The 19437-nt window shown below is 47.8% G+C and carries 16 protein-coding genes; 9 read left to right on the top strand and 7 right to left on the bottom strand.

Annotated features, from left to right (window positions below):
- Positions 1-51 precede the first annotated feature (51 nt).
- From D9736_RS09190 to ybjH, 3 genes are all read left to right on the top strand, one after another.
- Positions 52-1260 carry an MFS transporter gene (locus tag D9736_RS09190; RefSeq protein WP_130258184.1) on the top strand — a complete coding sequence of 403 codons (1209 nt, stop codon included), beginning with the start codon at positions 52-54 and terminating at the stop codon, positions 1258-1260.
- Positions 1260-2075: a 5-amino-6-(5-phospho-D-ribitylamino)uracil phosphatase gene (gene ybjI / locus D9736_RS09185; RefSeq protein ID WP_130205195.1), complete on the top strand. Its 816-nt coding sequence runs from the start codon at positions 1260-1262 to the stop codon at positions 2073-2075. The genes D9736_RS09190 and ybjI overlap by 1 nt, the downstream gene beginning before the upstream one ends.
- A gap of 84 nt (positions 2076-2159) precedes the next feature.
- Positions 2160-2444 (top strand): protein YbjH, encoded by a 285-nt coding sequence (gene ybjH, locus D9736_RS09180; protein WP_074399644.1) that lies wholly within the window; start codon positions 2160-2162, stop codon positions 2442-2444.
- 40 nt (positions 2445-2484) lie between these two features.
- Here ybjH and mdfA read toward each other — a convergent pair whose 3' ends face one another.
- A complete protein-coding gene (gene mdfA / locus D9736_RS09175) occupies positions 2485-3717 on the bottom strand; it encodes a multidrug efflux MFS transporter MdfA (protein ID WP_130205191.1) in 1233 nt (410 codons plus the stop codon).
- A gap of 274 nt (positions 3718-3991) precedes the next feature.
- On the opposite strand from mdfA, the gene ybjG reads away from it, so the two are divergent.
- Both ybjG and deoR read left to right on the top strand, forming a co-directional pair.
- The gene (gene ybjG, locus D9736_RS09170) at positions 3992-4588 is read left to right on the top strand and encodes an undecaprenyl-diphosphate phosphatase (RefSeq protein WP_130215049.1); all 597 of its coding nucleotides are present in this window, start codon (positions 3992-3994) and stop codon (positions 4586-4588) included.
- A 57-nt stretch (positions 4589-4645) separates the two neighbouring features.
- Entirely contained in the window at positions 4646-5404 is a 759-nt protein-coding gene (deoR, locus tag D9736_RS09165; RefSeq protein WP_130222152.1) for a DNA-binding transcriptional repressor DeoR, read from the top strand.
- A gap of 47 nt (positions 5405-5451) precedes the next feature.
- On the opposite strand, the gene dacC is transcribed toward deoR, so the two are convergent.
- The gene (dacC, locus tag D9736_RS09160; RefSeq protein ID WP_130222153.1) at positions 5452-6654 is read right to left on the bottom strand and encodes a serine-type D-Ala-D-Ala carboxypeptidase; all 1203 of its coding nucleotides are present in this window, start codon (positions 6652-6654) and stop codon (positions 5452-5454) included.
- A 246-nt stretch (positions 6655-6900) separates the two neighbouring features.
- On the opposite strand from dacC, the gene gstB reads away from it, so the two are divergent.
- Positions 6901-7527 (top strand): glutathione S-transferase GstB, encoded by a 627-nt coding sequence (gene gstB, locus D9736_RS09155; RefSeq protein WP_130258183.1) that lies wholly within the window; start codon positions 6901-6903, stop codon positions 7525-7527.
- Here the strand turns inward: gstB and yliI are convergent.
- The 3 genes from yliI to D9736_RS09140 form a co-directional block, all read right to left on the bottom strand.
- Positions 7524-8642: an aldose sugar dehydrogenase YliI gene (gene yliI / locus D9736_RS09150; RefSeq protein ID WP_130258182.1), complete on the bottom strand. Its 1119-nt coding sequence runs from the start codon at positions 8640-8642 to the stop codon at positions 7524-7526. The two genes, gstB and yliI, sit on opposite strands and share 4 nt — an antisense overlap.
- Before the next feature lie 110 nt (positions 8643-8752).
- Complete coding sequence (gene bssR / locus D9736_RS09145; protein ID WP_130214762.1) at positions 8753-9136, bottom strand: biofilm formation regulator BssR; 384 nt, start codon at positions 9134-9136, stop codon at positions 8753-8755.
- A gap of 104 nt (positions 9137-9240) precedes the next feature.
- Positions 9241-11295 (bottom strand): beta-galactosidase, encoded by a 2055-nt coding sequence (locus tag D9736_RS09140; RefSeq protein ID WP_130258181.1) that lies wholly within the window; start codon positions 11293-11295, stop codon positions 9241-9243.
- 233 nt (positions 11296-11528) lie between these two features.
- Between D9736_RS09140 and D9736_RS09135 the strand changes: the two genes are divergently transcribed.
- The 3 genes from D9736_RS09135 to rimO all read left to right on the top strand — a co-directional run bounded on the left by D9736_RS09135 (position 11529) and on the right by rimO (position 15553).
- Entirely contained in the window at positions 11529-12611 is a 1083-nt protein-coding gene (locus D9736_RS09135; RefSeq protein WP_130258180.1) for a LacI family DNA-binding transcriptional regulator, read from the top strand.
- 253 nt (positions 12612-12864) lie between these two features.
- Positions 12865-14100 carry an oligosaccharide MFS transporter gene (locus D9736_RS09130; protein ID WP_130215051.1) on the top strand — a complete coding sequence of 412 codons (1236 nt, stop codon included), beginning with the start codon at positions 12865-12867 and terminating at the stop codon, positions 14098-14100.
- Between the two features lie 127 nt (positions 14101-14227).
- Positions 14228-15553, top strand: coding sequence for a 30S ribosomal protein S12 methylthiotransferase RimO (gene rimO, locus D9736_RS09125; protein ID WP_130258179.1), 1326 nt, complete (start codon positions 14228-14230; stop codon positions 15551-15553).
- 47 nt (positions 15554-15600) lie between these two features.
- On the opposite strand, the gene D9736_RS09120 is transcribed toward rimO, so the two are convergent.
- On the bottom strand, positions 15601-16929 hold the full coding sequence (locus tag D9736_RS09120; RefSeq protein WP_130205173.1) for a GGDEF domain-containing protein: 1329 nt from the start codon (positions 16927-16929) through the stop codon (positions 15601-15603).
- A gap of 7 nt (positions 16930-16936) precedes the next feature.
- Positions 16937-19285: an EAL domain-containing protein gene (locus tag D9736_RS09115; protein ID WP_130258178.1), complete on the bottom strand. Its 2349-nt coding sequence runs from the start codon at positions 19283-19285 to the stop codon at positions 16937-16939.
- Positions 19286-19437 lie beyond the last annotated feature (152 nt).

Genomic DNA, 19437 nt, shown 5'->3' with positions numbered 1-19437 from the left:
GTACACAACCTTGCTAAGGTTGTCTTCTCTCTTCTTTTTTTGACGTGATCTATGACAGTAAATTCTTCACGTAATGCCTTGAAACGCCGTACCTGGGCGCTGTTCATGTTCTTCTTTTTGCCGGGCCTTCTAATGGCTTCCTGGGCAACCAGAACGCCCGCTATCCGCGACATTCTTTCTGTCTCTATCGCCGAAATGGGCGGAGTGCTCTTTGGTCTGTCGATCGGTTCGATGAGCGGTATTCTCTGCTCGGCGTGGTTAGTAAAACGCTTTGGGACGCGTAATGTCATCCTGGTCACGATGTCCTGCGCATTGATAGGGATGATGATATTAAGTCTGGCGCTCTGGCTGACATCTCCTGTGCTCTTTGCCGTTGGTCTTGGCGTTTTTGGCGCCAGTTTTGGTTCCGCAGAAGTGGCGATAAACGTTGAAGGTGCTGCCGTTGAGAGAGAAATGAATAAAACGGTTTTGCCGATGATGCATGGCTTCTACAGTCTCGGTACGCTGGCGGGGGCTGGTGTAGGGATGGCGCTGACGGCCTTTGGCATTCCGGCAACTGTTCACATTTTGCTGGCGGCGCTGGTGGGCATCGCGCCTATTTATATCGCTATTCAGGCAATCCCTGACGGTACGGGAAAAAATGCTGCTGATGGCACGCAGCATAGTGAAAAAGGGGTTCCTTTTTATCGCGATATTCAGTTGCTATTAATTGGTGTCGTGGTGCTGGCAATGGCTTTTGCAGAAGGTTCTGCCAACGACTGGTTACCCTTATTAATGGTTGATGGTCACGGTTTTAGCCCTACTTCCGGCTCGCTGATTTATGCCGGTTTTACCCTGGGGATGACCGTTGGACGTTTTACCGGCGGCTGGTTTATTGATCGCTACAGTCGCGTTGCCGTGGTACGTGCCAGTGCACTAATGGGTGCGTTGGGTATCGGGCTAATTATTTTTGTTGATAGCGCCTGGGTCGCCGGGGTATCTGTCGTTCTTTGGGGACTGGGTGCCTCGCTGGGCTTCCCGCTGACCATTTCAGCCGCCAGTGATACCGGCCCCGACGCGCCAACCCGTGTCAGCGTAGTGGCCACGACCGGTTATCTGGCTTTCCTCGTCGGGCCGCCACTGCTGGGCTATCTCGGCGAACATTATGGATTACGTAGTGCAATGCTGGTTGTACTGGCGCTGGTTATTCTCGCGGCTATCGTCGCAAAAGCCGTCGCCAAACCCAATACAAAAACGCAGACTGCGATGGAGAATAGTTGATGGGCATTAAATTAATTGCGGTAGACATGGACGGTACTTTCTTAAGCGATCAAAAAACCTATAACCGCGAGCGGTTTATGGCCCAATATCAGCAGATGAAAGCACAAGGTATTCGCTTTGTGGTTGCCAGCGGGAATCAATATTATCAGTTGATCTCATTCTTCCCCGAAATTGCCGATGAAATTGCTTTTGTGGCGGAAAATGGCGGCTGGGTAGTGAGCGAAGGCAAAGATGTTTTTAATGGTGAGCTATCGAAAGATGCTTTTGCCACTGTCGTGGCGCATTTGCTGACGCGCCCGGAAGTGGAGATTATTGCCTGCGGTAAAAATAGCGCCTATACCCTCAAAAAATATGACGATGCCATGAAAACTGTGGCGGAAATGTATTATCACCGTCTGGAATACGTCGATAACTTTGACAACTTAGAAGATATCTTCTTCAAGTTTGGCCTGAATCTTTCCGATGAACTGATTCCACAAGTGCAGAAAGCATTACATGAAGCCATCGGCGATATTATGGTGCCAGTGCATACCGGCAACGGCAGCATCGATTTAATCATCCCCGGCGTGCATAAAGCCAATGGTCTGCGTCAACTCCAGAAATTATGGGGAATAGACGACAGCGAAGTCGTGGTCTTTGGCGATGGCGGTAATGATATTGAGATGCTGCGTCAGGCAGGATACAGCTTCGCAATGGAAAATGCCGGCAGCGCGGTTGTTGCAGCGGCGAAATATCGTGCAGGTTCCAATAATCGTGAAGGCGTACTGGACGTGATTGATAAAGTTCTTAAACACGAAGCGCCATTTAATCAATAAAACGGCAGCACGCCCGGCAACACAACGCCTGAATGAAGGCTGCATAATTTGCAGAAATTAACTCACCGAATTATTTCAGGCGAAATGATTATGAAGAATTATGTTTTGCTGGGCGCGTTTCTCATGAGCTTTGCCGGTGCAACGATGGCGCAAAGTGTTACCGTCGATGTGCCGAGTGGATACAAAGTGGTAGTGGTCCCTGATTCTGTCAGCGTTCCACAAGCAGTCAGTGTCGCTACTGTGCCGCAAACCGTCTATGTGGCCCCGACTCCTGCTCCAGCTTACCGTCCACATCCGTATGTTCGTCACCTTGCCAGCGTTGGCGAAGGAATGGTTATCGAACATCAGATCGATGACCATCACCATTAATACGAAAATGCCTGATTGCATTGTGCAATCAGGCATTTTTTTACCCTTCGTGCGAATTTCCTACCTGTTTATCTTTTAAAAAGATAAACATCAGCAGCAGCCACAAAATTCCGTTGGCAAGGTTGAAGAGGTTAAACAGACCATTGCCGCCGTTCAGATACGCGTGTTTACTGATCTCAATACCGACAGTGAAAATCAGCATTTGCAACATCCCCATCGCCGCAGAAACCGTACCTTTACTCATATCGCTGGCAAACAACGTCAGACGCACCAGTCCCGCATTCGCCAGACCAATACCAAAAGCATAAATACTTAACCCAGCGGTCATCCACAAATACGCGTGCGATGAGATGACCGTTGCCGCAGCGGCGACCAACAGACCAATCATAATCGGCCAACCGCCCATAATGATCAGCGAACGTACGGTGCGACGCGAGGTCAGTCGCGCCAACAGTAGGTTCCCCGCAATTAATGCGCCGAAAATGGGAACTTGCAGCAAACCATATTCATAGCTGCTCAACTGCTCGCCGGTTATGATAATAATCGGCGACTGGGCGATCCACGCCAACAACGGCAGGCTAACGAATCCCAGCGCCAGCGCCCCCGCAACAAAGCGGCCATTCTTCAGCACCAGCTTGTAGTCACGCCCGAGCTCTTTCAGCGACAGTTTCTCGCCTATACGCGTGGCGGTTTCTGGCATGGCACGTTGCAGGCCGAAGAAGGAGATCGTTGCCAATGCGGCAAATAATACAAACATCCCTTCCCAGGGCAGCACATGGATCCACGCCGCGCCCACCAACGGGCCGAGTAGCGGAGCAATCAGCGCCACATTCGCCATCAGCGCGGTGATCTTGATACAAACCGCCTCTTCGAAGGATTCCTGAATTGCGGCGTAACCCACAGCGCCAATGAAACAGAGGCTTATGCCCTGCAAGAAGCGCAACAGCGTGAATTGTTCAATGTTTTGCGCCAGTAATATCGCCAGACAAGTGATGATAAACCACACTACGCCCGCCAGCATCACCGGACGGCGACCAATACGATCCGACAATGGCCCCAGCAGCCACTGTAAAAACATCCCACCCGCAAGGTACGCGGTCATCGAGGTAGGAACCCAATCAATGCCCGCCTGGTACTGTTCAACCACGGCCAACATACCGGGCTGAATCATATCGTTACCGATATAGGTTGAGAATTCGTAGAGCACCAGACAGAGAGGGAAAAGTAATGCCTGACGTCCAAGTCTGGCACCATTAGCTAATCTATTTTGCATGCAATTTCTTCGCCAATAATAATCGCGCAAAGTTTAATAAAAGCGCGGCTAACGAGAAAGCAATTTTTGCCCCTTAAGCACATTCTTACATTAATCGGCGATTAGACTCTCTTTTTTTAAGCTTTATTTAACTACCGCGCGTTACCATTACTTCACGTAATACGGGCCGCTTATGAGAAATAAGACGATGCCGCTTTACCCTGTTTAACATGCACCTTATTCTCACCGCCTTGCCTGACGGCTCCCCATTAAACACCTTATGAGTCTGGAAGTTATGCTGGAAAATCTCAATTACTCATTATTCTCTCTAATTAATGCCACGCCAGATTCTTCTCCGTGGATGATCTCGTTGGCGATTTTTATTGCCAAAGATTTGATTACTGTGGTGCCGCTACTGGCCGGGGTACTTTGGCTGTGGGGACGTACGGCGCAACGGCAGATAGTGATAAAAATAGCGATCGCACTGGCTGTAAGTCTGTTTGTTTCCTGGGGGATGGGTCATTTATTTCCGCATGACCGCCCGTTTGTCGAGAATATCGGCTATAACTTCCTGCACCATGCGGCGGATGACTCTTTCCCGAGCGATCACGGCACAGTGATCTTCACCTTCGCTCTGGCATTTTTAATCTGGCATCGTTTGTGGTCCGGATCGCTTCTCATGGTGCTGGCCGTAATTATTGCCTGGTCGCGGGTCTACCTTGGCGTCCACTGGCCACTGGATATGCTTGGTGGATTGTTAGCGGGAATGATTGGTTGCCTTAGCGCGCAGATTATCTGGCAAGCTGCGGGGGCGATGCTCTACCAGCGACTGCAATCGTGGTATCGCTTCTGTTTCGCCTTACCGATCCGTAAAGGCTGGGTACGTGGCTGATTTCGGATAAAACGTGTAATATCAGGCGGCTCGCTTCAATAACTATTCAGAGGGAATATGGAAACACGTCGCGAAGAGCGCATCGGGCAATTACTCCAGGAATTAAAACGCAGCGATAAGTTACATCTGAAGGACGCCGCCGCCCTACTTGGGGTTTCAGAGATGACGATTCGTCGCGACCTGAATAACAACAGCGCCCCCGTCGTATTACTCGGCGGCTATATCGTTCTCGAACCACGCAGCGCCAGCCATTACCTGCTAAGCGACCAAAAATCCCGTCTGGTGGAAGAAAAACGCCGCGCTGCGAAACTGGCCGCGACGTTGGTAGAACCCGGTCAGACCCTCTTTTTTGACTGCGGCACCACTACGCCCTGGATTATTGAAGCGATTGATAATGAAATCCCTTTCACCGCCGTTTGTTATTCACTAAATACCTTTCTGGCGCTGCAAGAGAAACCACATTGCCGGGCGTTTCTTAGTGGTGGAGAATTTCACGCCAGCAACGCCATCTTCAAACCTATCGATTTTCAACAAACGCTGAATAATTTTTGTCCGGATATCGCTTTTTATTCCGCTGCGGGTGTACATATCAAAAAAGGCGCAACCTGTTTTAATCTTGAAGAGTTGCCGGTAAAACACTGGGCTATGTCGATGGCGCAAAAGCATGTGCTGGTTGTCGACCACAGTAAGTTTGGTAAAGTACGTCCGGCGCGCATGGGCGACCTGAAACGCTTTGATATCGTAGTAAGCGATCGTAGTCCGGAAGATGAGTATGTGAAGTACGCGCAAACGCAGCGTATTAAGTTAATGTATTAATTAAGCATCGCCGGATGACGTCAACGCGTCATCCGGTCATCTCAAGATTAAGAGAACCAGCTACCAAACCACTGATGGAATTTCATCATCACGAAATCCCACATCCGACCAAAGAATCCCCCCTCTTCCACATTCTCCATTACGATCAGCGGACGCTGTTCAATAGATTTACCATTAAGCTGGAAATCAATGGTTCCGACGACCTGGCCTTTTTTCAGCGGTGCGGTGAGCTGCGGTTCGGTTAATGTATAACTGGCTTTCAGGTTTTTCAGTTGTCCACGCGGAATAGTCACCGATCCGCCTTCGCCAGCACCGAGGTTCACTTCACTCTTATCGCCAAACCAGACTCGCTGGGTCACAAAGGTGGCATCAGGTTTAATTGGTGTCACGGTTTCAAAGAAACGGAAGCCCCAGGTGAGCAACTTTTCGGACTCATTAAAACGGATACGATCGGTTTTCGCTCCCAGTACCACAGAGATCAAACGCATGTCGCCCTGGGTCGCGGAGGCCACCAGGTTGTAACCGGCTCCTGCCGTAGTACCGGTCTTCATGCCATCGACATTGACATTACTACTCCACAGCAGACGGTTACGGTTAGGCTGGCGAATCTTGTTGAAGGTAAATTCCTTCTCTTTATGAATGGCGTACTCTTCCGGTACATCGTGGATTAACGCTTTGCCCAGCAAGGCCATATCGCGTGCGGTACTAAACTGCCCCGGTGCGTCGAGGCCGTGCACCGTCTGGAAGGTGGTGTTGGTCAGGCCCAATTTTTTAGCATAACCATTCATCAAGCCAATAAATGACTCCTGACTGCCCGCGACGTAATCAGCCAGCGCAATACAGGCGTCATTACCGGACTGAATAATCACGCCTTTGTTTAAATCGGCCACCGAAACCTGATCGCCCGGTTTGAGGAACATCACCGATGAACCGCGCAGCGCCGGATTCCCCGTCGCCCAGGCATCTTTACCGACCGTCACCATATCGGTGAGTTTAATCTTATCGGCCTTGAGCGCCTGCCCAACCACATAGCTGGTCATGATTTTGGTCAGACTGGCTGGGTCCAGTTTCTCATCCGCATTACCTTCAGCCAGCACTTTTCCGCTGGCGTAATCCATTAAAATCCATGCACGCGCATCCACGCTCGGCGCGTCAACGGTTTGTTCCGCCGCGAATGCCATTGGGGCAAAAAGGAATAAAAATGCAGAACCCGCTGCAAGACCACGAAGGAGAGAGGAGTATTGCGTCATAAATGCCACCCGAGTATCCATTCAAAAAAAATACGTTATATCGCCGTATGATAAGTTCGGTGATTAATAACGCACACACAAACTTAAAGAAACCGTAAGTTGGTAAAGTTTTTAAAGTTTATGCAATATCCTGCCGCTTCGCTGCTTCTGGCGTCATTTTTTTACCAACTGTTGCTTAAAAGTTAACTTTACTCCACCATCAGAGTCCTGTTCAGCCTGTGGCTGCCTGTGTAAAAAGGGGTGAGTATGATTACGCTGTGGGGTCGGAATAATTCAACCAACGTAAAAAAAGTGTTGCTGACGCTCGAAGAACTGGATCTACCTTATGAGCAAATTCTCGCGGGCCGTGAGTTTGGAGTAAACCATGACGCCGACTTTCTGGCGATGAATCCCAACGGGCTGGTGCCGCTGTTGCGCGACGACGAAAGTGGTTTAATTCTCTGGGAATCGAACGCCATTGTCCGCTACCTGGCAGCACAGTACGGGCAAAACCGCTTGTGGATCGACTCGCCAGCACGTCGTGCAGAAGCGGAAAAATGGATGGACTGGGCAAACCAGACGCTCAGTAATGCCCATCGCGGGATCCTGATGGGATTGGTCAGAACACCACCTGAAGAGCGCGACCAGGCCGCCATTGATGCCAGTTGCAAGGAATGCGACGCTCTGTTTGCCCTTCTTGATGCGGAACTGGCAAAAGTGAAATGGTTCTCTGGTGATAAATTTGGCGTGGGTGATATCGCTATTGCACCGTTTATCTACAATTTGTTTAACGTCGCTCTGACCTGGACACCGCGTCCAAATCTGGAACGCTGGTATCAACAGCTCACTGAACGCCCCGCAGTGCGTAAAGTGGTGATGATCCCCGTTAGCTAATTATTACGTGGACTTACTTTCAGTAATTCGCCATTGGACTCGTCGGTCAATACGTACAAATAACCGTCGGGCCCAGTGCGAACATCACGAATTCGCTGCCCTCTGTCCGTTAATATGCGGCCATCTTCTGTCACTTTGTCGCCGTTGACGCTCATCACGATGATATCTTTGTCTTTTAACGCGCCAATAAATAATTTTTGCTGCCACTGGGGGAATTTGTCGCTGTTATAGAAGGCCATACCGCTCACGGCAGGCGAATCTTTCCAGTAGAAAATCGGTTGTTCGGTTCCGGCAACGATTTCCCCTTTCGCTTCCGGTATTTTAAGTCCCGAGTAATTGATGCCCCAGGATGCCAGCGGCCAGCCGTAATTTTTGCCTTTTTCCGGGATATTAATTTCATCACCACCGCGCGGACCATGCTCATTCAGCCACAGCGCATTGCTCCACGGATTCATCGCCATCCCTTGCGGATTACGAATGCCGTAAGACCAGATCTCAGCGCGCGCACCGGATTCCTTTGCAAAAGGATTATCATCCGGGATCTCGCCCTGGTCGGTCAGACGCACCAGTTTGCCCTGTAATTTATCCAGATCCTGCGCCGTCGGGCGCTGATTGTTTTCCCCCAGACCAATAAACAAATAACCTTTGCCGTCAAATACCAACCGTCCACCAAAATGGTTACCGGTAGAAAGCTTAGGCATCTGACGAAAAACGGTGCGGAAATCCGTTATTTTTGTCAGATCATCGCTCAAACGGCCATAACCTACGGCAGTACCGGCTTTGTCATCATCTCCCTGTTCCGAATAACTTAACCAGATGCGGCGAGACTGGGCAAAATCAGGCGCTAAAGCTACATCCAACAAGCCTCCCTGCCCGTGCACCCAGACTTCCGGCACACCAGCCAGCGGCGCAGATAATCCTTTTCCTTCTTGCCAGTGGCGTAACTCGCCACCACGCAGCGTGATTAACATACCGTGATTATCGGGTAAAAAGGCCAGCGCCCAGGGATGGTCGAGTTTGTCTTGCAATACTTCGACATTTACCGTTGCAGGTGCCGCCCAGAGAGCGGAAGAAACACAGAAAAGGGTCACAAGGAAAAGAGATTGTCGATGCATAACGCCTCCGGATTGACTCTGGCTTAAAGCGTAGTCAGTCAAAAGCGCAACAAATGCATTTTTACATAAACTTAAACATGAAGGGGGAGATGCTTTCTCCCCCTTAGTTTTCAGGCCTGCTCAAGCATGGTGTGCTTTTCAAGGCTCTGGATACTCAGCGTTAAGCTCATCAGACAATTTTCAAGCTTATCGGCGTTGACGGTAATAACAGTCGGGCAATCATGATGCCCGCTCATCAAACATACTGCGGCTGTCGCTAATGCTTCTTCAGCGTGATGAAGAGCACCCCACTCTTCCTGATCCAGATGAAGATTCAACCGCAGCGATTTATCGTGCAATTCGCGATGCAGTTTAAAAAAGTTATCTCGTAGATGATTGCTTTCGCTGACGGACATGTATCCTTTGGCCTTCCTCAGATGCACGTATGCAGCGAGGTCAACTTGTGCGTCTTTCAACCGGTTCAGCAGGTCGCTTCGCTGTCTGTCAACGAACATACTTCGATCCTCCTCTTTCCAGCCTTATTGCAATTAAATAGTATGGCCATTTTTTGAGCAAAATGCTGTCAAGGATCAATACTTCACATCTTATTAATAAGAATTTACATTATTTCTCTTTCCAGTACCTCACATCCCCACGGCGCCAGTTCTAATTCTTGTGAACAAGCCTTGCCCGTTTCCGCCACTCGCCACGCTCCAGGAAGCACAACATTTTGTACATGAGCAGTGTAATTTTGTACAAAAACCCATTCCTGAGCGCCGTCTGTCCGACGCGTTGCAATAACGCCAGCAGGAAGTTCAGTAGCAAGTGCTTTTGGGAGATGAAGTGTGTTGATCAACATCGCGGCAAACGCTTGATGAAATGACGCATCATTACGCGAAGCCACATAGAAAGCACGACCTTGTCCGACGTGATTTACCGTTAACGCAGGTGTACCCGCATAAAAATCCTCACCATAGCGCGCCAGAACCTGAGCACCTTCGGCGTGAATAACCGCACATAATTCCCGTGCCTGCCATTGCCCCTGCAGTCCATACGCATTCGGCTCGCAGATAACTTCGTTATGCTGATAATCATTAAGACTATCAATCTCTTCAGCCCATACGCCCATCAGGTCACGCAACGGGCCAGGGAACCCACCCAAGTGACATAAATCGGTTTCATTGACAATCCCGGACCAGTAAGTGGTGATAAAATTGCCACCAGCTTCGACATAGGCACGAGCACGAGCAGCAAATCCATCGCGAACCATATAGAGCATTGGGGCGATAACTAACTGATAACCCGTAAGATCACAATCAGCATTGATAATATCGACCGCCACGCCCTGCTCCCAGAAAGGTCGGTAATGCTCCACTACCGTTTGTTCGTAGTGGATCCCGCAATTGCGCGGCCCGGCAGCATCATTGACCGCCCAGCGGTTTTCCCAGTCGAAAATAATGGCAACTTTGGCCTGCGTTTTCGTCCCAACCAATTGTTTAAGATGAGCCAGCCGTTGCCCCAGTTGTATGACTTCGCACCCGGTACGCGTCTCCAGATGACCGACGTGATCAACCACCGCACCATGAAACTTCTCCACGGCACCACGACTCTTACGCCACTGAAAATAGTGCACGCCGTCTGCGCCGTGAGCGACGGCCTGTAAGGAAGAAAGAATATTCATTCCCGGCTTTTTCAATTTGCTGGTTGGCTGCCAGCTTGTCTGACTGGGCGTGGATTCCATCAGAATAAACGGTTTATTTTTCAAGGTACGCATCAGGTCGTGATACATCGCTGTTTTACAGGCTACGGCGCGTTCATCTTCCTGTTTGTGCCACATGGGGTAGCTATCCCAACTCACAAAATCAACCACTTCGGCTAATGCCCAGTAGTTGTAGTCATTGAAATACCACATAAAATTGGTCGTCGCAGGTAAATCGGGGCGTTCAGCTTTTAACGGCGCGATTTCCATTTGATAGAACTCTTTTACCTGCGATGTGACAAAGCGCCGCCAATCAAGATTCAAACCGTGGTTGGACATTTCACCTATTGGGGAAGGAGATTCAATTTGTGACCAGTCACTGTATGTATGGCTCCAGAAGCCAGTCCACCATGCCTGATTAAGCGCCTCAAGAGTGGTGTAACGCGTCTGCAACCAACGGCGAAACGCCTGCTGGCATCCATTACAATGACACTCTCCGCCATACTCATTACTGATATGCCATCCCAGAACCGCCGGATGATTGGCGTATCGCTGCGCCAGATTACGGTTAATTTGCGTCACTTTATCTTTATACACTGGCGAAGAAAGGCAGTGATTATGGCGACCACCGTGAAGCATTTTCTCGCGTGAGGCGCTAACTCTCAGAACCTCCGGATAACGAGCAGCAAGCCAGGCGGGTTTGGCTCCGCTTGGTGTTGCGAGGAAGACAGAGATCCCACCAGCATGAAGTTTATCCAGCACCTCATCCAGCCAGTCAAAGCGATACTCACCCTCTGTGGGTTCCAGTATTGACCAGCTAAAAATGCCCACCGACATGGTGTTACAACCAGCCTGTTGCATCATGGCGATATCTTTCTCCAGAATCCCAGGGACATGTAACCATTGCTCCGGATTGTAATCAGCTCCATGAAGTAACCATGGGGCTCTGGGGATAATCGGTGGGTACTTGTCCATGCTGACTCCTGAATTGTTTTAAACAGACAAAAAATGTTATTCGTTCACAATACTGTCATCTAGTAATTTATTGCTTCGTTATGCAAGGAATGTCCGGCAGGAATGTGATCAAGTACGCGTTTTTCCCTTCAAACAGGTTCGTCGGTTCAGCTTACCGGCACTGAGACAGGTGAGCGTGATACGTATGACATTCACTGCGGTATACTGTGACAAATCTTTTAGCCGGGGCGAATATGAAAACCAAAGCTGCAACCCTTGCCGATGTTGCTCGTCATGCCAATGTTTCTTATCAGACAGTGTCGAGGGTGCTTAACAATTCAGCGAACGTGTCTGCAAAAACACGTCAAAAAATTGAACAAGCCATCGCCGAACTTAAGTACGTTCCAAATCGCGTAGCTCAACAGTTGGTAGGGAAAGAGAGCAAAACGGTCGGGTTGGTTACAACTTCACTTGCCCTGCATGCCCCCTCGCAAATTGCGGCAGCAGTGAAAAAATATGCCGGAGAACAGGGATATCAGGTGCTGATATCCATGATTGACGATGTTGATATTAAAGGTATTCAGGCTGCAATTAATGAATTAAAAGCACAACGGGTAACAAAGATTATTATCAACGCACCACTGGAAACGGCATTGGCTGAAACACTGGTTACTGAAAACAGCGATGTATTGTGTCTGTTTCTCGACGTGGACCCTTATAGCCCGGTATTTAACGTCACCTTTAATCCCGCAGAAGGTGCACGCGCCAGCGTGAAACATCTTTACGATTTGGGGCATCGTCAATTTTGCTTGATCTCTGGCCCTGAAAATTCAGTACCCGCGCGGCTACGACTCAATACCTGGCGCGACACACTCGCTTCACTCCAACTGACGCCGCTGGCCATTCATTACGGTCGTTGGGACGCTCAAAGTGGCTATCTGGCGACGTTACAGATGCTACGTGAAACACCACAGGCGACCGCTCTTCTGGTAGCCAATGATCAGATGGCATTGGGGGCATTAAGCGCCTTACATCAACAAAAACGTAAAATCCCGCAAGATATTTCTGTCATAGGCTATGACGACACCTATGAGAGTGCGTTTTTTGAACCTTCGCTAACGACCGTCGCAATCGACTTTGATTTACAAGGGAAAATTGCCGTTCAACAAATTTTACAGCCGGACGATGAACACGCGATGCTCCGCTCTTCAACCATCCTTCCCAGTCGCCTGGTCGTGCGTAACTCTGCTGGTCCCCTGCACTCACCACAGACTGATCTGATGAATATTGCTGAACACCTTCGCACACTGGCAGATGAGCTAACACGAAAGGCATAAAAGTAATACGTTCGCATAAAAAGATTTAGTGATCTGTTTCGCTAAATCTTTTTTATTATCAGCAATAATTGTGATGTAAATCTCAAACATTCATTTAACACATTGCCTAATCATCGCGGTCAGGGTCAGAGTAAAAATGAAATTGTTAACGTATGACATTTCAGGAGATGCATACCAAAACAATAACCAGTAAGCACAGCTAATGCCTGTGCCAACGGTAAATGACCCAACGCCAGTGATTGAGGATATGGCTATGTTATTGCCCGGTAAACGTAATTATATTTTGCTCAGTATTTTCGATTTTCTGTACCTCTTCGCCTGGTCGGCAACGATGGCATTTTTTGTCATATGGACGACACAGCATCTGGAAATTACCGCCACTCGCACAGGATTGCTTTATTCCGTTAATGCTTTCATTGCGTTATTAATGCAGCCGTTCTTCGGTTTCATCTCCGATAAATTTGGTCTTAAGAAACAACTCATCTGGATCCTCGTCGCATTATTACTTCCCGTAGGCCCATTCTTTATTTATGTGTATGCCCCGCTTCTGGTTCATAACTTCTGGCTGGGCGCTGTTTTGGGTGGTGTTTACCTGGGGATCATTTTTAATTCTGGCTGTGGCGTTCTGGATTCCTGGATAGATAAAGTTTCGCGCCGTTATCATTTTGAATATGGTCGCGTAAGAATGTGGGGCTCTCTGGGATGGGCTGCCGCCGCGTGGATTGTGGGTAAATACATTGATACCAGCCCTAATCTCTCTTTCTGGCTGGCAAGCTGTGCCATTGTGATCGCCGCAATCTGCTTTATGTTTACCAAAATTGAACTGACCGAGGCGGAAATTGAAAAAACCAATTCGCTGAAAGCTATCCATGCGCTTGAACTGGCGAAAAATAGTCAGTTCTGGTTTTTATTGATGTTCACTCTGTTCGTAACGCAAATTTATGACACCTACGATCAACAATTCGCACAATATTTTTCGCTGCAATTTCCGACGCCAGAAGAAGGCAATCGCTGGTACGGAATTCTGGCTTCTGTCCAGGTCTGTGGAGAAACCTTATTTCTCTGTCTGATGCCGTGGTTTGTTAACCGCACTGGCGCCAAATGGGCATTAGTGATTGCCGGAACCATTATGTCGCTACGCATTGCCGGTTCAGCTATCCAACTGGGACCTGTGTGGATTGCGGCCGTTAAAATGATGCACGCCATCGAAAAACCACTGATCCTGGTGTCTGTGTTTAAATTTATCGCGGCTAACTTTGATCATAAACTCTCTTCGACGGTATACCTGCTGGTGCTTTTTGTGGCATCCATCGCCACGGCAATCTATTCACCCATTGCCGGCTATCTGTATGACACCATTGGCTTTGCTGAAACCTATCTAATCCTGGGGGCGATTGCCGGTTGCTTCACGATTATTTCGGTCTTTACGCTGCGGGACAAATCCAGCAGCCAGCCTGCGGAGGCGCTAACTGAAAACCCAGTAGCATGACAATCATTTGCGCCCCGATATTTGGGGCGTTTTCCTCACCTGTTGACCAGATTACGATACAAATTTTATCCAGAACTCTGTAGAATCCCTGCCCTGACCTTTCCTGTAACTGAATATTTTTTAAGCTATGAGCAAAGTAACTCCCCAGCCGAAAATCGGCTTTGTTTCCCTTGGCTGCCCGAAAAACCTTGTCGATTCAGAGCGCATTCTGACCGAACTGCGTACTGAAGGTTATGACGTTGTACCGAGCTATGACGACGCGGATATGGTGATCGTTAACACCTGCGGCTTTATTGACAGCGCGGTGCAAGAATCTCTGGAAGCCATTGGCGAAGCGTTGAATGAAAACGGCAAGGTGATTGTGACTGGTTGTCTGGGGGCAAAAGAAGATCAGATCCGCGAAGTCCACCCGAAAGTGCTGGAAATCACCGGGCCTCATAGCTACGAGCAGGTTCTGGAGCACGTTCATCATTACGTGCCAAAACCGAAACACAATCCGTTCCTGAGCCTGGTGCCGGAACAGGGTGTTAAGTTGACCCCACGTCATTATGCCTATCTGAAGATTTCCGAAGGTTGTAACCACCGCTGTACCTTCTGCATTATTCCTTCAATGCGCGGCGATCTGGTGAGCCGCCCGATTGGCGAAGTATTAAGCGAAGCGAAACGTCTGGTTGATGCGGGCGTTAAAGAGATTCTGGTGATTTCCCAGGATACTTCCGCCTATGGCGTAGATGTTAAACACCGTACTGGCTTCCACAACGGCGAGCCGGTAAAAACCAGCATGGTCAGCCTGTGCGAACAGTTATCGAAACTGGGGATCTGGACACGTCTGCACTACGTTTACCCTTATCCGCACGTGGATGACGTTATCCCGCTGATGGCTGAAGGCAAAATCCTGCCATATCTGGATATTCCGCTGCAACATGCCAGCCCGCGCATTCTCAAACTGATGAAGCGCCCGGGTTCGGTGGATCGCCAACTGGCGCGTATCAAAAAATGGCGTGAAATCTGCCCAGAACTGACCCTGCGTTCAACCTTTATTGTCGGCTTCCCTGGCGAGACGGAAGAAGATTTCCAGATGCTGCTCGACTTCCTGAAAGAAGCACGTCTGGATCGCGTTGGCTGCTTTAAATACAGCCCGGTTGAAGGCGCAGATGCCAATGCTCTGCCGGACCAGGTCCCGGAAGAAGTGAAAGAAGAACGCTGGAATCGCTTCATGCAACTGCAACAACTGATTTCCGCCGAGCGCCTGCAGGAGAAAGTTGGCCGTGAAATTCTGGTGATCATCGACGAAGTGGATGAAGAAGGCGCGATTGGCCGCAGTATGGCTGATGCGCCAGAAATCGACGGCGCGGTCTATCTCAACGGTGAAACCAACGTTAAGCCGGGCGACATCCTGCGTGTGAAAGTCGAGCATGCCGATGAGTACGATTTGTGGGGTAGTCGGGTTTAATTAATGCCAGGCCGGGCAAATTTATTTTCCCGGCCTGCTAATAAACATTATTGCCAGCTAATCTGCGCCCTGCCGTTTTTCTTGCTCTTATACAGTCGCTCATCTGCCAACATTTTCAGCCGTTCAACGGTGGTACATTCATTTGAATGTGCTACGCCGATGCTGGTGCTTAAATTAATGCTCCCCACCTGGAAATGAACGATTTCTTTTAATATCGATAGCAACTCTTCCAGCGTTCCACCTGTATATATCACCGCAAATTCGTCGCCGCCAAAACGATAGACTTTGCCTTTATCCACCGGAATTTGTGATTTAAGGATTTTCACAACCTTAATCAACACTTCATCGCCCAACAAATGGCCGAAGGTGTCGTTAATGTTCTTGAATTTATCGACGTCAAACAGGCACAAATATCCGCCTTTTTCCGGCAAGGCTTTTAAGTCTTCGTCAAAGGATTTTCTGCCCATCGCTTTGGTCAGGTCGTCAAGAAACGCTGAGTTATACATGCTGTAGAGTTTTTTGACATCCGCCGCCGAGAAGAAAAGCCCACCGTCCAACACGCGGTCAAAATGGTTATTAATAATGGCTTCTTTTTCAACAATGCCCTGATTGATCACTCTGCGTACCAGATAGAGGCAGCTGGCCCCTGATATAACCGCCACCAATGCGGCAAAGAAGATGATCAACGTACATACCTGAAAATAAACGTCTTTTTTATAGGCAAACACATACAATCCTGTCGGCAAATAGGAGAAGTGCTCCATCGCTTCCGAAACAGTGAAGATGGCGTTTTTGGCGTTATATTCATCACCAGTAACCGATTTGCCATTCTTAAAAAGTGAGAACATCAGGTTATCGCTGTCCATTGCCAGTGATTTTGACAGTAAAGAAAAGCGCTCCAGCCCAAGCAAAAATATCAGACTACGATTATGGCTAACCGGGTAGAGATAATAGACGAAGGTTTTACCGTCAAAAGAGATAAACCCCGTATTCTTAACATGCAAATACTTAACCACCTGCATGATATTAGTACAATAGTTATTCTCGTACTCCTTTACCTGAATACACTCATCACTGGAAATCAGATAAGGTCCAACATCATACAAATAAGAAGGAGAAACCGAATCGGCATAGGCTGTGCGTAAGCCAACCAGCAATTGTTCTTCCGTAGGATTTAGCGTATTGATGAGATCAATTGCCACACTACGCCGATATTCAGCAATATTTGCCACCGCAAAAGCAGTATCAATAACGGACTGTTTCAGGCCATACACCCGTTCTTTCACCATTTGAGTGTAGATCCCGCAGGCAACTGCCGAAATCATAATAAAAATCAGCAGACTGACTGTAAGTACGAATTTATTGATTCTGGACATACCTAAACTACTCTTTTACTAACTTTCCACTTTTATCCCAGGCAGAGAATGGCATAGGCTTCTGGTACAGATACCCTTGGGCCTGAACACAGCCTAATTTCATTAATTCACGCGCAACCTCTTCGCTCTCAACGCCTTCTGCAATCACCGGAATCTGGTTATAGCGTGCCAGGTCGAAGATAATGCGTACAATTTTTCCCGCGGTGCCGAAAATATCGCCGGTAAATTGTGAATCTACTTTTATGCTGTCAGGGTTAATTTCATAAAAACGTTTCAGGTTTGACAGCCCTGTGCCAAAGTCATCAATCGATATCCCTACCCCTTGTTTACGCAGTTGTGCAATATTGAGATAAAAATGTTCATTAATTCGTTCGATCACTGTTTCAGTGATCTCAATACAGATGCTATTTGCCTGCAGATCATGCTCTTTCATGATAGTTGTAAAATGCTCATGAAAGTGTGGTTCGTTTAGCTGCCAGGGCGAAACATTAATATGCAGTAAGAAACCGTCCTTCAGGGCCGCACGCTGGCTAAAATGCCTGAATTCACGCATTGCGGTTTTAATAATTTGATAGCCAAGCTCATTGATAAACCCAATATCTTCAGCAATCGTAACAAACTTCAGCGGTGAGATTATTCCTCGTTCCGCAGAGATCCAGCGGCATAATGCTTCTGCGCCGACAATGTCTCTGGTTTTCATATCAACAATCGGTTGATAGACTAAAAATAGTTCGCCTATTTCCATTGCATGGCGAATATTACGCGCAATCCAGATATTCTCTTCAATTTCGTTGAGTTTCGCGTCATCACAGAAAATAAACTCAGAGAACATATGGTCACGGATACTGGAGATCGCCAGTTTCAGTTTTTCGGCATAACTCCAGGCATTTTCACCTTTCAAAGGTTCACAAATGGCAGATTTGTGTATACGCAGATTACGATAACCAAAGCTGCTGTCAAAATCATTTACCATCGCTATCTTGCGGGTAAACGTCTGTACATTTTCCCGGCACAATAATAAATAGAGATCGGCATTGAATGTCACTATATCGCAGCATTGCGCATATTTCTCGGCAATTCGCTGACACAGTTTCCTGACGATTTTATTGCGTTCCTCGACGCCAAACACAGCTTCGACGGCTTCCAGTCCGCACAGTTTGATGATCCCGACGGCCAGATATTGGCTATTATTAGATTCAATAATCGCCATGTTTTTGATAAAACCACTCTCCTGATCGTAGGAGATTAGCGAGAGCAGTTTATTCGAACGTTCAACTTCGGCATCTTTCATTTCCGCTATGGAATTTTTGATGCTGATAATCTCTTTCGCATCGCCTTCACGGATTTTCAGCGCCTGCATTTGTTCAGTAGAATCGGGCAAAAACTCCAGCGTATTGACCAGTTCTGTCATTTCGGAAAATTGTCGACGAAACACACGCGTGGTCATTAAGTAAACCAACAGCAATACGATAATAATAAATGCAAATGGTAGATAAAAGAGTTTATCCGATGCGTTAAATAAATTACCTGTGGGATAATAAAAATATATTTCGAACAACGCGTTATTTGGAACTTCTGATGTTCTTGCGATATATTCCGTGTCGAAAGAATCAATAATGTTATAGTTTCCTTCGCTATTATAAATAATCAGTTTTTCACGGGCGAGTTGGTTTTTGGCGATGATCTCATGGCCTTGTTTCAAAAACAGCACTTCATCAGTCGAACTGATTTGATCAAGATATTCATTCAGATAGCGCCAGTTTAAGTCAACATGAATTTTGTTAACCGCCAGTAAGTCACGGTCTTTGCCATTAATTCGTAGAGTAAAAGAGATACACTTTTTCCCTGGCCGATCAAAGCAGTTGTAGGCCGGATTCCAGCTACTACCCGAGTCGTCTGATGCCACCGACCAGGGCCGCTGGGACGGGTTAAAGTCGGCAAAGATGACGCGTCCTGCCTCATCGACAAGTGGCCCATTTACTTTTTCCTGATGGTAAACAATGATTTTATCATTCGCCCGACGGGTAAAGAGATAATATTTATCATCATCCAGCACCAATCCTACCGTATCCAGAAATGGCATCATTTCCATTTTCAGAATGACGGCACGTTTAATCTCCTCACTGTTTTTCAATAAATACAGCGAATCCTTTAACGTTAAGGCAGCACGCTCAATATCTTTAAAAAAATAACCTACATTTTTTTGAATAAGTTCAAAGCGGCTATCGGCACGTTTTACCGCCCTTTCCGATACCAACTGATAGTTAATGATGAAAAAAAGACCAATAAATGACAGCGTAGCCAACAAAAATAAAATAATCAGTCTTATCTTTATTTTTTCGTATAAACTAAGCATGTTAATACACGTAACAAAATAACTATCAGTACGCTACTTCGCTGCATAAATAGACTTTTACAGCAGCATATTTACCCAATTACCTGATTCTACAAAATCGGCAGAAAGTTACAACATTTGCGTATAGCAATAATTTCCTATGACGCCATTAC

This window comes from Escherichia sp. E10V10 (genome assembly GCF_004211985.1).
GTDB lineage: Bacteria > Pseudomonadota > Gammaproteobacteria > Enterobacterales > Enterobacteriaceae > Escherichia.
Note: the sequence above shows the minus strand (reverse complement) of the source record. Positions and strands in the feature narration are given on the sequence as shown.